Source organism: Catenulispora sp. GAS73 (genome assembly GCF_041262085.1).
GTDB lineage: Bacteria > Actinomycetota > Actinomycetes > Streptomycetales > Catenulisporaceae > Catenulispora.
Window position 1 is genome coordinate 109645 of the sequence record NZ_JBGCCM010000008.1, and the last position, 13463, is coordinate 123107.

Below are 13463 nucleotides of genomic sequence, written 5' to 3' on the forward strand. Positions count from 1 at the left end.
ACGGGAATCAGGCTACTGTCAGGAACCGGTCGAGCACTTTGCTGCCGAACTCCAGGGCGTCCAGCGGCACCCGCTCGTCCACGCCGTGAAACATGGCCGCGAAGTCCAGGCTCGGGTCCAGCTTCAGCGGCACGAACCCGTAGCCGCGGATCACGCCCCGGCCCATGTCCATCACGCCGAACGTCTTGTTGTCGGTGCCGGCCGACAGGCAGTAGGGGACGATCCGTGCCGCCGGGTCCTCGGCCTGCAGCGAGGCCATCATCTTTTCCACCAGCGGCACTTCGAACGGTGCCTCCAGCGCGATGTCGTAGTGCGAGAACTCGCGGGTGACGTCCGGGCCGAGCAGCTTGTCGATCTCGGCGAAGTACTCCTGCTCCAGCCCCGGCAGGAACCGGCCGTCGATCTCGGCGAAGGCCCGCTCCGGGATCACGTTCACCTTGTACCCGGCCTCCAGCTTGGTCGGGTTCGCGGTGTGCTGGAGGGTGGCGCCGATGAACCGGGCCAGCGGGCCGATCTTCGCCACCGCGGCCCGTGCCGAGGCCGGGTCCTTCGGGTCGAAGTCGACGCCGAGCGCCTCGGTGACCTCGGTGAGGAAGGTGGTGACGGTCGGGGTCAGGGTCACCGGCCAGTCGTGGCGGCCGATCCGGGCCACGGCCTCGGCCAGCGCGGTGACCGCGTTGTCGTCGTTGATCATCGAGCCGTGGCCGGCCTGCCCGCGGGCCTGCAGGCGCATCCACGCCAGGCCCTTCTGCGCGGTCTCGATGAGGTAGAAGCGCAGCTCCGGGGAGACCTCGTAGGAGTAGCCGCCGACCTCGCTGACCGCCTCGGAGACGCCGTCGAACAGGTCGGGGTGTTCCTTGGCCAGGAACTTGGCGCCGTAGTTGCCGCCGGCCTCCTCGTCGGCCAGGAAGGCCAGCACGACGTCGCGGCGCGGCTTGCGGCCCTCGCGGAGCATGCGGCGCGTGACGGCGAGCATCATCGCGTCCATGTCCTTCATGTCGACCGCGCCACGGCCCCACACCATGCCGTCGCGCACCTCGGCGGCGAACGGGTCGAAGGTCCAGTCGGCGGGGTCGGCGGGCACCACGTCCAGGTGCCCGTGCAGCAGCAGCGCGTCGGCGCTCGGGTCGGAGCCCTCGATCCGGGCCACCACACTGGCCCGGCCCGGCTCGGACTCGAAGATCTGGGGTTCCAGGCCGGCCTCGGCGAGCTTCTCGGCCACGTATTCGGCCGCCGGGCGCTCGGGCTTGACCGGGTTCGACGTGTCGATCCGGATGAGGTCGCGCAGGAAGCCGACGACCTCGCCGTAGGGGACTTCTTCGGGGTCCGCGGTGCTCGTCATGCTCCAACCCTACGCTGCCGGATCTTCGCTGGGGCCGGGCCGGAGAGGGCTGCTTTCAGCGCACCGGCTCGCCGAGGAAAGCTTCCTCCCACGCCGTCGAGGCCAGCTCGCAGAAGCGCACGGTCCGCTTCCGGGAACGCCACAGGACCATCGGATCGGGCAGGTCCGGCAGCGCGGCGGTGTCCTTGTCGGGCAGGGCCAACAGGTGCCGCGCTATCGCCGCCTCCTCGCGGGGCATCCGTTGCAGGCCCACCAGATCGGCGTCACGCAGATAGCCGGCGGTGCGCGGATCGAAGTAGGGGAGCAGGGTGACGATCGCGGTCCACGGCCCGCGCGGCACCGTCGCGTAGGGCGGCCGGGCGCCGCAGTCGCGCAGGACGAGCAGCGGGTTGGCCATGCTCGGCGCGGGCCATCCGGGATTGCCGACCGGGCGACCCACCGGTCGCACGGTCAGGCGCGCCGCGTCGAGCCCGGAATGGAGGAGGACCGGGTCCCACTCGTCCTGGCGGGCGGTTTCGACGATCACCCGGGCACCGACCGCGGCACAGCGGAGAGCCAGTATCTGGGCCAGGTGCAGGCTGCCGACGACTGCGGCGCTCAGGGTCGTGCGGCGGAAGAGGCCTAGGGTCACCGGGCGGTGCGCCGGGTCGACGCCGATCAGAACGCCGCCGGGGGTCGCTGTGGCCTTCTTGGTGTTCTTAGCGTTCTTGGCGTCTCGGTCGGTGTCCTCGTTCACCTTTTCGGGTGTCTCGTGTTCGTGTGTCTCGGCCAGGTCGCTGCGGAAGCCGGGCTGGTAGTCGTCGTCCGCGAGCGTGATGGTGCGGTAGCCGGCGAGGGCCAGCTTCGCCGACGCGGCGCGGGCCGCCTTGTCGAGCGTCCGCTGCGCTCCGATGATGCCGCCGCCGCGCGCCAGGATGGGACCCGCGGCGCGTGCGGCGAGCGTGTGGCGGCGGCTGCCGGGCAGCTCCAGGCGGAAGGCCAGCCAGGTCAGGCACGCGGCCGGGATCGGGTCGATGCCCAGGCGGCGGGCGATGTCCTGGTTGAGGTTCTGGTACGACGCGCCGGCCTGCGAGCGCTCCGGGAGTCCGGCGCCGGTCGGCTGGACGTGCTGGACCAGGCGGACGTCGGCCAGTCCGAGCAGCGGGTCGGCGCGCAGGCCGGTCAGGATGTGCGACGGGATCGGGCTCGGCGGGTCGGCCGAGGGCAGGACGGCGTCCAGCGGCTCGATCTCCAGGACCGCGCTGACGTGATCGGGGATGGGCGTCTTGGAGCCCGTGTCCCGCCCTTTATCCGGGTCTTGATCTTCTTGCTCTGCGACGCTCGCGCGGCCGAGTCTCAACGCCACCGCGGTGGTGTCGGCGGCCGCGGCAACCGGCTGCTTACGGCGGGTCCGCAGGCGCCGGGCGGCGGCCAGGCCGCCCGCCGCCGCGACTTCGGCCGCCAGCACCAGACCCATGCCTGCGAAGGTCCGCATGAGGACGTATCGTACGGGGAATGGCGACGCGAAAGGAGCAGCTGACCGCCGCCGAGTTCTCGCGGCGCCGGGTTGTCGGGGCGCTGTTGCGGCCGAGCGCGGGCGGGGTCGGCGAGGGGGTGCCGCGGCCGTTCCGGACGCTGTTCGTCGCGGCGATCGTGGTCGTGGTCGCGCTGGGGACGGCCGGCGTCGTCGGGTATCTGCATCCCCGGGCGAAGGTCGCGTGGCAGAAGGACCTGATCGCCGACGGGACCGGCACGCAGTACGTGATGCTCAACGGCCGGCTGCATCCGGTGCTGAACTCCACCTCGGCGCAGCTGGTGCTGGGCCCGCAGCCGAAGGTCTCGCAGCCGAAGCCGTCGCAGTTGGCGCCCTACCTGCAGCACGTCGGACCGGCGGTCGGGCTGCCGAAGGCGCCGAGCTCCGTGCCGGCCGTCGGCGACCTGGACCTGAAGGACTGGACGGCCTGCGTGACGCCGGCCGGCAAGACGGCGGTCGAGATCGGCTTCCCGGTCGGCGGCCCGACCGCGCCGGGCGTGATGGCGGACCCTGAGGCACTACTGGTCCAGGACGAGTCCGGCGAGCAGTGGGTGATCGAGGACGGTCTGAAGTACCGGGTCGGCGACCGGGCGTCGGTCGCGGCGGCCTTCGGCACCTCCTCGGTGAAGCCGCGGCGGGTCCCGTCGGCCTGGCTGGGTGGCCTGTCGGCGGGCGACGTCCTGGGCATCCCGACCATCTCCGGCCGCTACGGCGGCCCCGACCCGCGCCCCGCACCCCCGAACTTCAACCGGATCGGCATGTTCGGCCGGATTCTCGGCCCCGGCGGCGCGGTGTCGGCGTACTACCTGGTGACCGGCGACGGCATCGCGGCGGTGACGCCGACGATGTACGACCTCTACCGGCGCGACCCGCGGCTGGCGGAGTACAAGTTCACCGAGACGACGCTGACGTCGGACAAGGTGACGCCGGACATGATGGTGACGACGGCGGCCTCGCAGACACTGTCGTGGCCGGCCGTGCCGCCGCACTTCTCGGTGGTTTCGCAGAGTGCCGTCGGCGCGGCCGCGGTCGTGTGCGCGACCTTCTCCGGGGTCTTCGACCAGCAGGGACGTGCGCACATGGCGGTGGCGGTGCGGTCTTCGCTGCCGCAGTCCCTGGGCGCGGGCGGGGAGATGGTGGTGGTGCGGTCCGGGCACGGGACGATCGTGCGCGAGTCCGGCAGCGATCCCGCGACGGCGCCCGACTACCTGGTGACGGACAGCGGCCTGCGGTACGAGCTGGTCGGTGCGGCGGCGCAGCGGCTGGGGTACGACGGGATCGCCTCGTCGGAGGTGCCGCCGGAGTGGCTGCGGCTGGTGCCTCTGGGGCCGCCGCTGGACCCGGTCAAGGCCGGTCAGCCCGCCGAACCCGCACCCTGACCTCCCCTGTCGCCTCCCTCTGCTCTTCACTCGTCCCCGAACGGGTTGTCGACCCCTGCGACACCGAGTACCTTGTGACGCATGGAACCTGGCAGTGCAGCGAAGGCGGTGAGCCAGATGCGGCGGGGCGTCCTCGAATTCTGCGTCATGGCCCTCCTCCGCGACGGCGAACGCTACGGCGTGGAACTCCTGCGCGAACTCGGCGAAGTCGACGCCCTGGTCACCAGCGAAGGCACGATCTACCCCCTGCTGTCCCGCCTCCGCAAAGACCACCTGGTCGAAACCGCCTGGCAGGAATCACCCACCGGCCCACCCCGCCGCTACTACCGCCTGACCCCGGACGGCGTGAAGGCCCTGAACGAGTTCACCGCCGAGTGGAGCCGCTTCCGCGACGGCGTCGAGTACTTCCTTTCCCAAGACGGGAGCGTGGGGGAATGAGCACGGCCACAGACGAACTGATCACCGCCTACCTGACCGACCTCGAACGCGAGGCGGCCCGCCTCCCCTGGCACGCCCGCACCGAACTCCTGGAGGACGTGCGCAGCCACATCGAGGTCGCACTCGCCGAGCTACGGGAGGAGGCGCGCGGCGGCGAAGCTCGGGGGAGCGAGGGGGTTGGTGCGGGTTACGGGGCGGACAGCGTTGGTCCCGACGGCGGCGCGGCTGGTTTGAGCGCTGGCGATGCTGGTCTGGACGTCAGCGGTTCCGCTGGCGAAGCAGGTTCTGCCAGCGATGTTGTGGCTCCCAGCGGCGCTGCTGCGCCCGCCGACGAGCTCACCCAAGTCCGCGCGATCCTCGCCGCGCTCGGCGACCCCAGCGAAATCGTCGCCGCAGCCCTCGCGGACTACCCATCGCAGGCGCCCGCGCTCCCCGCTCTCGCGGCGCAACCAGCGCTCCAAGGCCCGCCCTATCCCCTCGGCACCCTCGACGTCTGCGCAGTCGCCCTCCTCCTACTTGGCGGCTTCCTCGCAGGCATCGGCTGGTTCATCGGCGCCGTCCTTCTCTGGACCTCCCCGCGCTGGTCCCGCCTTGAGAAGCTGATCGGCACCCTCATCCTCCCCGGCGGCATCGCCGGCGGCCTCCTCACCTTCGCCGCCGCGCACTCCAGTGCCTACACCAACTGCGACGGCCTGGGCCACTGCGTCACCAGCCACACCGGCTGGGACCCGCCCGGCTGGCTGACCGCGACCACCGTCGCCCTCATCCTCGCCGCTCCGGCCGCGACCAGCGTGTACCTAGTCAACCGCGCACGCCTGCGCCCCGGACCCTCGGCATCCCGCGCATCCCTGGCCATCATCGCCGGCGTCGGTGCCGCCGGCCTGCTGGCAGTCACGGGCCTGCTGGTCGCGACCAACGCCAGCAGCGCCGGCGGCGGCCACGCGTCTCCCACACCCGCCGACACCGGCGGCCCGGTACCCGAATCCGGATACGTCAGCCCCGTCTCCTCGCCGGCCCAGCCGTCGTCGAGCGCCTCAGCCCCCTGACCCCGAGCCTCAGCACCGAAACAGTTCAGCCCGACACAGCCTCGGCCGTGTCGGGCTGAACTTCGTCCTAGTCCGCCGCAGGGCCAGTCCGACTGCCTTCCAACACGTCCGCGCCCGGCCCGCTGTCGTCCTCATCCCACCGCGGCTCCGGCACCAAAGCGGTCTGCACCAGCACCGCCCCACCCCGTCGCCGCACCAACTGCCCCCGCCCGACCGGTTGCCGACTCGGCCGCGCGGCTCCCACCAGCGGCCCCTCATCCCGGTCGCCCGACAACAACAGCCCCGCCGTGTTCAAGTCCCGCAGCTTCTGCAACACCGGATCGAACATCGCCCGCCCGGCGCCGCCACTCTGCCGCGCGATCACCACGTGCAGCCCCACATCCCGCGCATACGGCAGCAACTCCACCAGCGGCGCCAACGGATTCGCCGTCGGAGACGCCACCAGGTCGTAGTCGTCGACGAACACGTACACGTCCTTCCCGGTCCGCCAACTCCGCGTCCGCAGCTGCTCCGCCGTCACCTCCGGCCCCGGCAACCGGTCCCGCAAAGCCTCCGCCAGCTGCGACATCATCGACAGCGCGGCAGGCCCGGCGACGGCGTACCCGGCGCTGAACTCCTCCGGTACCACCCCCATCAGGCTCCTGCGGTAGTCGATGACCATGAACCGCGCTTCCAGCCGCCCTGCCGCGACCTCCTCGACCAACCCCGTGGCCAGCAGCCGAAGGAAGTTCGACTTCCCAGCCTCGCCTTCACCGAACACCACGAAATGCGGCTCGGCCTCGAAATCCAGCGCCACCGGCAGCAGCCGAACCTCCTCGATCCCGATGACGACGCTTGCACCAGGCCGTGCGTCTACCCGCCGATGCGAGACCAGCTCGCCATAAGCAACCTGCGACGGCAACATCCGCACCCGCGGCGCCGGCGGTCCTTGCCACGCTCTCGCGATCGCCGAGGCCAACTCCTCCGCCGGCTCGTCCGTGACCGCCCCGAGCGTGTGCAGCTTCTGACGCGTCACGCCCCGCCCAGGCACGCCCTGCGGCACCTCGGCCGCGGCCCGCCGGTCCATCTCGGACTCCATCGGATCGCCGAGCCGCAGCTCCAACCGCGTCCCGACGGCGTCCTTCAGTTGCGCCCGCACATCCGCCCACCGCCCGGTGGACGCCAGCAGGTGTACGCCGAACCCGAGCCCTCGCCGTGCGATGTCCACGACGTCCTGCTCCAACGCCTCGAACTCGTCCCGGAACGCCGACCAGCCGTCGATGACCAGGAACACCTGCCCCTGGTCCGGCCCGGCCGCCGTCCCGCCTGCGGCCTCGCGCCGGTCGAGCACCCCGATCGCCTCGGCGACCATCCGCCGCACCAGATCGGGATTGGCCCGGCCCGCGATCGCCGAGACGTGCGGCATCCGGCCCAGCGGCGCGAGTGTCCCGCCTCCGAGGTCCACGACCAGGAAGCGCGCCTCGGCCGGCGTGTGGGTCACCGCGAGTGCGAACATCAACGTCCGCAGCGTCGTCGACTTCCCCGACCTCGGCCCGCCGGCCACCAGCACGTGCCCGCCGGCTCCGGACAGGTCCAGCACCTGTGGGTCCTGACGCTGCTCGGCAGGCCGGTCGACGATGCCGACCGGTACCCGCAGCTGGCCGTTCCCGCGCCAGCGCGTCGCCGAGAGCCCCCGGTCCGCGGTGACCATGATGCCGGGCAGCAGCTCGTCCACCGTCGGCGACTCGGCCAGCGGCGGCAGCCACACCTGGTGCGCCGCCGGACCGAAGCCCGTCAGCCGGTCGACGATCACGTCGAGCACCGTCGCGGACGACTTCTGGTACTCGGCGACCGCCTCCTGCGCGACCGCCGATGTATCGCTCGGGTCCGGTTCGGCCACGTCGGCGCGCAACGCCACGACCGGCGCCTGATGCAGCGCGGTGAACCAGACCGGCCGCCGGTGGAGCGGGCTGCGCGCCGCCGGGACCGCGATGGCCTTGTCCTTGCCATAAGGCCCCGATACATAGGCGGCCTTAAAGCGGGTCATCGTCTCGTTGTCGAACTTCAGATATCCAGAGCCGGGCACGCTCGGCAGGCTGTGCGCGTCGGATACGCCGAGCACGGCTCGCGACTCAGCGGCTGAGAACGTCTTCAACCCCAGCCGGTAGGACAGGAACGTGTCCAGTCCCCGCAGCCGTCCCTCCTCCAATCGTTGTGAGGCCAGTAGGAGATGGACGCCGAGCGATCGCCCGATGCGGCCGATCTGGAGGAACATCTCGATGAACTCCGGCCGCGCGGTGAGCAGCTCGGAGAACTCGTCAACGACCACCAGCAGCGACGGCAGTGCCATCAGCTCCGCGTTGCCCGCGCGTGCTTTCTCGTAGTCGTGGACGTTCTTCATGTTCCCGGCGCGCTTCAGCAACTCCTGGCGGCGGTTCAGTTCGCCGGTCAGCGCGTCGCGCATCCGGTCGACGAGCGTCAGGTCGTCCGCGAGGTTGGTGATCACCGCTGCCACGTGCGGCAGCGCTGCCAACCCGGCGAACGTCGCCCCGCCCTTGAAGTCGGCCAGGATGAAGTTCACCTGCTCGCTTGAGTGCGTCAGGGCCAAGGCGGCGACCAGGCTTCTCAAGAGCTCGGACTTTCCCGAGCCGGTCGCTCCCACGCACAAGCCATGCGGGCCCATTCCGCCGAGCGCGGCCTCCTTCAGGTCCAGCACGACAGGCTGGCCGTCCTCGCCGACTCCGATCGGCACGCGCAGCCGGTCGTGTGGTGAGGCTGAGCCACGCTGCCACAAGCTCGGCGCATAGATCTCGGCCGCATCCTCGATCCCGAGCAGGTCGGTGAAGTCCAGCGCCGACAACAGCGGCTCGTCTCCGCCTCCCGCCGACAGGCGCAACGGAGCCAGCTGGCGGGCCAGCGCTTCGGCCTGCGCCAGAGACAGGGTGTCGATCCGGATCGGGAAGGCACGGTCGTCGGAACCGGACCGGCCGTCTGGAAGTTCGACCCTCGCGGTCCGGTCGTTCGCGATGTGCAGGCCCATCTGGTGTCGCTTCGGGCGCGGGGTCTGCGGCTCGGCGTCGATCTCCACGATCGTCACGCCGAGCAAGCCGGCGTCGGAGATCAACGGCGCGGACGGCGCGGACGATGCCGCCGATGCCGTCGGCGAACTTGCTCCCATCGAAGAAGAGGACGCGGAAGCAGATGTATACGAGTCCGATGATGTCGCCGAGGTGGTGTCGAAGATGACGATCACGTGCGGCCGGTCGATCAGCGAGACGATCGGCGTGAACCGTGGCCGCTCGGCCAGCAGTTCCGCGAGTCCCGTCTCGGCGTCCGTGTCGTCGTCGTAGATCATCCGCTGCGGCCCGGCGGCATCGAGCGCGCTCGGGTGCTCGACGTGCGGGAGCCACTTCAACCAGTCCCAGCGCTGGATCCGGTCGCTGTCCGCGACCACGCAGATCTTGAGGTCGTCGGGGGAGTGGAACGTCACGAGCTGCGCCAGCAGCGCGCACACCGCCGACGGGCCCGGCGCGCCGCTCACCACGAGGCGTGCGATCGAGCGGAGCGGGATCGCCACCGGCTGATCGGGCAGCGTCCCGTGGACGGCGAGCAGGCGCCGCAAGGCGTCCGCGCACATCGGCTCCAGCTCCTGCATCGGGGCGGTCTCCGGCGGCACCAGGTGCGTCGCGAGCTGTGCGGCGCCCCGGCCGATCCGCACCGTCAGGAAGTCGGGGTCGGACTGCCGTCGTTCCCAGAGCCGTTCGCGCAGCGCGACCAGGCTCCACAACGTGTCCGGGTCCGGATTCGCATAGCGCGTCGCCACCTTCTGGGCCCGCGCCGCGGCCGTCACCTCGGAGCGGACGTTCGCGAGATGCCTCAGGTAGTCGCGACGCGCGTCGACGAGCCTGCCCTTGCCCCCGCTTCGCTGCCGGACCGCCGTCACCGCTCCGAACACCAGGCTGGAGGCGAACGTCAGACCCCCGACGATCATCATCAGGGCATTGGCACCCGGCACGAAGAAGAACACGACCGAACCCAGGCCGGCCACCATCGGCAGCAGGTTCAGAGCCCAGTGTCCATCCCCGCCACCGCGCGGCACCTCCGGCGGCGGGTGCAGGACCACGGTGCCGCTCGGCATTTCCGGCGACGGACGACGCGGTCCGCGTTTGACAGAGGTCGTGCTCACTCGTGAAGGGTATTCGCAGTGACCGGCTGGCTACCATTACGGCATGACTGCAGGTTCCGGGGTCGCCGGCCGGCCCAGCGTGACCGGCGGCCACTGCCGTGTCACCGTCGTCGCGCCCACCCGCCGCGTCGACGTGGCCCTTCCGGAGGACGTCCCGGTCGCCGAGCTGCTTCCGGAACTCCTCCGGCTGGTGGGCGACCCGCTTCCGACCCCGGGCGCCATCGCGGCGGCCCTGACCGGCTACGTCCTCACCGGCGCCGACGGCGAAGCGCTGGACACCGCGGCCTCGCTGACCGAACAAGGCGTGCTCCACGGCGCCGTCCTCCGTCTGCACCCGATCGGCGACGTCCCCGAGGCCGCAGTCCACGACGACATCGCGGACGTCGTCGCCGAAGCGGTCATCGCCGGCGGCTCGCAGTGGAGCACGACGGCCTTGCGCGCGACGTCGCTGGCGGTGGTCGCCGTCGCCTCCACGCTCGGCGCGGTAGTGCTCTGGTTCTCCAACACCGGGACGTTCCACGACTGGAAGGGCTTGATCGCGGGCGCGATCAGCTTCTTGCTGCTCGGGGCGGCGATCTGGCGGGCGCGGTACGACCCGTCCGCTGTCGGTCGCGGGAGCTACTACGGGTACGGAGACGCTGCGGGATCGACCGCTGATCCCAGGCCTCCGCACGGTTTCCGAGGCGGGCCCCGCGGATTCGGTGGCCGCGGTCGACTGCGCGACAGACACGATCGAGTGAATCATCGCGACGCCGATCCGGGCCACGCGCCGACGTCGAGCTTCGGTCCACCACGCGGCGACACCGAGCTTCGGCACACTCCGAAGCCACGGTCGGGCGCCTATGACGACCAGTCCCAAGGCGCCGGCTACGGCTACCCGGACGACGAACCGGACTCTGACACCACCGACACGACCACCAGCTTCGACCTCGCGTCCTTCGCCTCCGAGGGACCGGACACCCGCCGCATCGCGACCCGCACCGTCAGCGCGGCCACCGCCACCCGGGCCGCGAACAGCGTCCGCGACGGCGGTCTCGGCAGCCTCGCGGCGTGGCCCACCGTCGCTGAGGCGATGGCCTGGGCGACCGGCGCGCAGCAGCAGCGTGACTACACCGCGGCGGCCGTGCTGTCGGCGACGTCGCTCCCTTACGCCTTCATCGCAGGTACCGGGCTGCTCCCCACTCACCTCGCCGCCGGACACGGCCTCGGCCGCGTCCACTTCACGGCCGGCGCTGCTGCCGTCCTCGTCGTGGCGCTCGTCGCGATCATCGGCCTCGGCCGCCGGATCGCGGTGCCGGTGGCAGGCGCGGCCGTGGGATTGGCCGCCACCTGCGCCGGCGTCGGGCTGCTGCTGACCAAGGCCAGCCCGGCGGCTGGCGTCGCGATCGTCGTCGCGGTCTGCGCGCTGGCTGTCGAGCTCCTGCCGTTCGCCGCCATGGCCGCCGCTCGCTTCGTCATCGAGCCGCCGACCAGCGGCGTCGAACCCGGCGACTTCGAGGGCTCGCCGGTCAACAACTATGTGGTCGGCCTGCGCGTCGCCCGTACCCTGGATGTACTGACCGGCCTCACGGCGGGAGTCGGCACGTTGCTCGTGCTCTGCGTCGCCCTCCTCGTCATCCCGATCGACGCCATGCAGACCGCGCCTGACGGCCCGCACACGGTGTGGGAGCAGGCGCTCGCGATCCTTGTCTCCGGCGTCATGCTCTGCCGCGCTCGCCTGTTCCGCGAACGCGCCCAGGTCCTCGCCGTGGCCATCAGCGGCCTGACCGGTCTGGTGATCGCCTTCGGCGCGATGGCCCGGAACGCCGAACCGAACCTCCGGGCGGTCTGGCTCGCGCCGCTCCTGGTGGTGGTCGCGCTCCTGGCCCTCGGTCTGGCCTCGATCCGTCCCCGTCGCGGCACGTCCGAGCCGATCATGCCGCCGCGCTGGGCTCGCGCCGTTGACATGGTCGAGAGCGTCATCTTCCTCGCGGTGCTGCCGGTGCTGATGGCCGTACTCGGTGTGTACGGCCAGGTGCGCAACCTGAAGGGCTGACTGCCACATCCGCTGGATGACCCCGGTCATCGCACCTCACCCCTGACGGCCTCCAGCGCGGCACCTTCTGGCGCTGCGTCTTCCGACCCCTCGGGCCGCCATGGACTCGGCCCCGGATACCAGGCGGGCGTATCGGTGTACCAGGGAGCGCGAGGCTGCTGGAAGCGGCGCTTCTCGTTGCGTGCCCTGATCTCCGCCTCCTGCCAGCCGTGCTGGCGCTGCCAGAGCTCGTCGTGCAGCTCGCGATGATGCCGGCGGCACAGCAGGCGCATCTGGTCGACGTCAGTGTGACCGCCCGCGGTCCACGGAATGTCGTGGTGCGCGTCGCACTCCCGTGGCGGCTTCCCGCACCCCGGCGCTGTACAACCTCCGTCGCGTACCGCCATGGCCTCGTACTGAGCACGTGTCGCCAGCCGACGCTTGCGCCCTTGCCACAGGATCTCGCCGTCGCCGTCCACCAGGACGGCCCGCAGTGCGGCCTCACACCGCAACATGTGGGCCTCCGCCGCAGGCACGGCCCTCCCGCGCCCCGTCCGCGCAGCTGGCGCCCCCGGTAGCGCCTGAGCGGTGTCAGCCCGCATGACGATGGTCATCGTCGTCGGGCCGTTGTGCCGCTGCGGTAGGTCTCCGGTGCGAAGCCGATCCTCGGCCAGCTGCACGAGCGCATCAGCCCGCGCCCTGCCAAGCTCATCGCCCCCGTCGTCGGTCCGTTCCCCATCCTCGGAGCGCTGGTCAGCGAGCGAATCCAGCGCCGTCAGCAGCGCATCGCCACCAGTAGTGGAGAGCCACCCGCCAGGCACATAGCCGTCGAGTACAGGAGTCATATGGAATCCGCGCTTGGCCTCCGCGGCCCGTGCCCGGTTGAGCACCGTCGTCGGCGCCACGCGATGAGCAGCGTCCTCCGCATGCTCCCGCAGGCTCTCAGCCCCCTCCGCCATCGCTCTGGCGATCAGCGCCTTGCGAACCTGGTCGACGACCTCATCCGGCTGATGCGCCAGCGCGGCAAGCGCCTCAGCAATGATCCGGGCCTGCGGCGCGGAGATGTCCCCGGTCCGCAACGCCTCCTCAGTCGGCGGATCCTTCCGCAGAGCCTTGACCGTGGCGATCAGCCGCCCCGCATCCCCCCGCGTCCGCCCCAGATCAACGATCAGGGCCTTGCGCGCGGCATCCGTGGCGCGCCACGACAACTCCTCCCGCGTGGTCTCCGGCGTCTGCACCGGATCACCCCGGTCGTGCCACGTCCGCACACATCGCACGAGCACCCCGTCCGCGGCGCGCGAGACTTGCTCCGCAGCCCGCGCGACCGCAAGGCTGCCATCGGTGTCATAAGCGAGCGGATCAAGCGCGGCGAGGCAGGTCGTCGCATCAGTGAGCTGGCTCAGCGGGTCGACCATCGTCGTGTCCCTTCGACGTGTTCCCCGCACGCCTGTTCTGACACGATCTACGTTAGCTGATGGAAGTGGTCTATGGCGGGCAAAGTGACCATTTCGCATAACTCATATAAGCGGCGCATAACGCACCAGCGGTCCGAGACAACGCACCACA

At 71.1% G+C, this 13463-nt stretch carries 8 protein-coding genes; 4 read left to right on the forward strand and 4 right to left on the reverse strand.

Annotated elements, in window-relative coordinates:
• Positions 1-7 precede the first annotated feature (7 nt).
• Together ABH935_RS14055 and ABH935_RS14060 are read right to left on the reverse strand one after the other, a co-directional pair.
• Entirely contained in the window at positions 8-1342 is a 1335-nt protein-coding gene (locus tag ABH935_RS14055) for a M20/M25/M40 family metallo-hydrolase (RefSeq protein WP_370378308.1), read from the reverse strand.
• A gap of 55 nt (positions 1343-1397) precedes the next feature.
• Positions 1398-2816: a hypothetical protein gene (locus ABH935_RS14060; protein WP_370378309.1), complete on the reverse strand. Its 1419-nt coding sequence runs from the start codon at positions 2814-2816 to the stop codon at positions 1398-1400.
• Positions 2817-2836: 20 nt separating this feature from the next.
• On the opposite strand from ABH935_RS14060, the gene eccB reads away from it, so the two are divergent.
• The 3 genes from eccB to ABH935_RS14075 all read left to right on the forward strand — a co-directional run bounded on the left by eccB (position 2837) and on the right by ABH935_RS14075 (position 5718).
• Positions 2837-4234 carry a type VII secretion protein EccB gene (eccB, locus tag ABH935_RS14065; protein ID WP_370378310.1) on the forward strand — a complete coding sequence of 466 codons (1398 nt, stop codon included), beginning with the start codon at positions 2837-2839 and terminating at the stop codon, positions 4232-4234.
• Positions 4235-4315: 81 nt separating this feature from the next.
• Positions 4316-4672, forward strand: coding sequence for a PadR family transcriptional regulator (locus tag ABH935_RS14070; protein ID WP_370378311.1), 357 nt, complete (start codon positions 4316-4318; stop codon positions 4670-4672).
• Positions 4669-5718, forward strand: coding sequence for a hypothetical protein (locus ABH935_RS14075; RefSeq protein WP_370378312.1), 1050 nt, complete (start codon positions 4669-4671; stop codon positions 5716-5718). Before ABH935_RS14070 ends, ABH935_RS14075 begins: the two co-directional genes overlap by 4 nt.
• 67 nt (positions 5719-5785) lie before the next feature.
• Here the strand turns inward: ABH935_RS14075 and eccCa are convergent, their stop codons facing one another.
• Complete coding sequence (gene eccCa / locus ABH935_RS14080; protein WP_370378313.1) at positions 5786-9883, reverse strand: type VII secretion protein EccCa; 4098 nt, start codon at positions 9881-9883, stop codon at positions 5786-5788.
• Positions 9884-9926: 43 nt separating this feature from the next.
• Between eccCa and ABH935_RS14085 the strand changes: the two genes are divergently transcribed.
• Entirely contained in the window at positions 9927-11918 is a 1992-nt protein-coding gene (locus ABH935_RS14085) for an EsaB/YukD family protein (protein ID WP_370378314.1), read from the forward strand.
• A gap of 26 nt (positions 11919-11944) precedes the next feature.
• Here the strand turns inward: ABH935_RS14085 and ABH935_RS14090 are convergent, their stop codons facing one another.
• Positions 11945-13312 carry a hypothetical protein gene (locus tag ABH935_RS14090; RefSeq protein WP_370378315.1) on the reverse strand — a complete coding sequence of 456 codons (1368 nt, stop codon included), beginning with the start codon at positions 13310-13312 and terminating at the stop codon, positions 11945-11947.
• Between the last annotated feature and the right edge of the window lie 151 nt (positions 13313-13463).

Bases quoted from the DNA above. Each gene is read 5' to 3' on its own strand.
- ABH935_RS14055 (WP_370378308.1), bottom strand. From the start codon at position 1,342: ATGACGAGCACCGCGGACCCCGAAGAAGTCCCCTACGGCGAGGTCGTC.
- ABH935_RS14060 (WP_370378309.1), bottom strand. From the start codon at position 2,816: ATGCGGACCTTCGCAGGCATGGGTCTGGTGCTGGCGGCCGAAGTCGCG.
- eccB (WP_370378310.1), top strand. From the start codon at position 2,837: ATGGCGACGCGAAAGGAGCAGCTGACCGCCGCCGAGTTCTCGCGGCGC.
- ABH935_RS14070 (WP_370378311.1), top strand. From the start codon at position 4,316: ATGGAACCTGGCAGTGCAGCGAAGGCGGTGAGCCAGATGCGGCGGGGC.
- ABH935_RS14075 (WP_370378312.1), top strand. From the start codon at position 4,669: ATGAGCACGGCCACAGACGAACTGATCACCGCCTACCTGACCGACCTC.
- ABH935_RS14085 (WP_370378314.1), top strand. From the start codon at position 9,927: ATGACTGCAGGTTCCGGGGTCGCCGGCCGGCCCAGCGTGACCGGCGGC.
- ABH935_RS14090 (WP_370378315.1), bottom strand. From the start codon at position 13,312: ATGGTCGACCCGCTGAGCCAGCTCACTGATGCGACGACCTGCCTCGCC.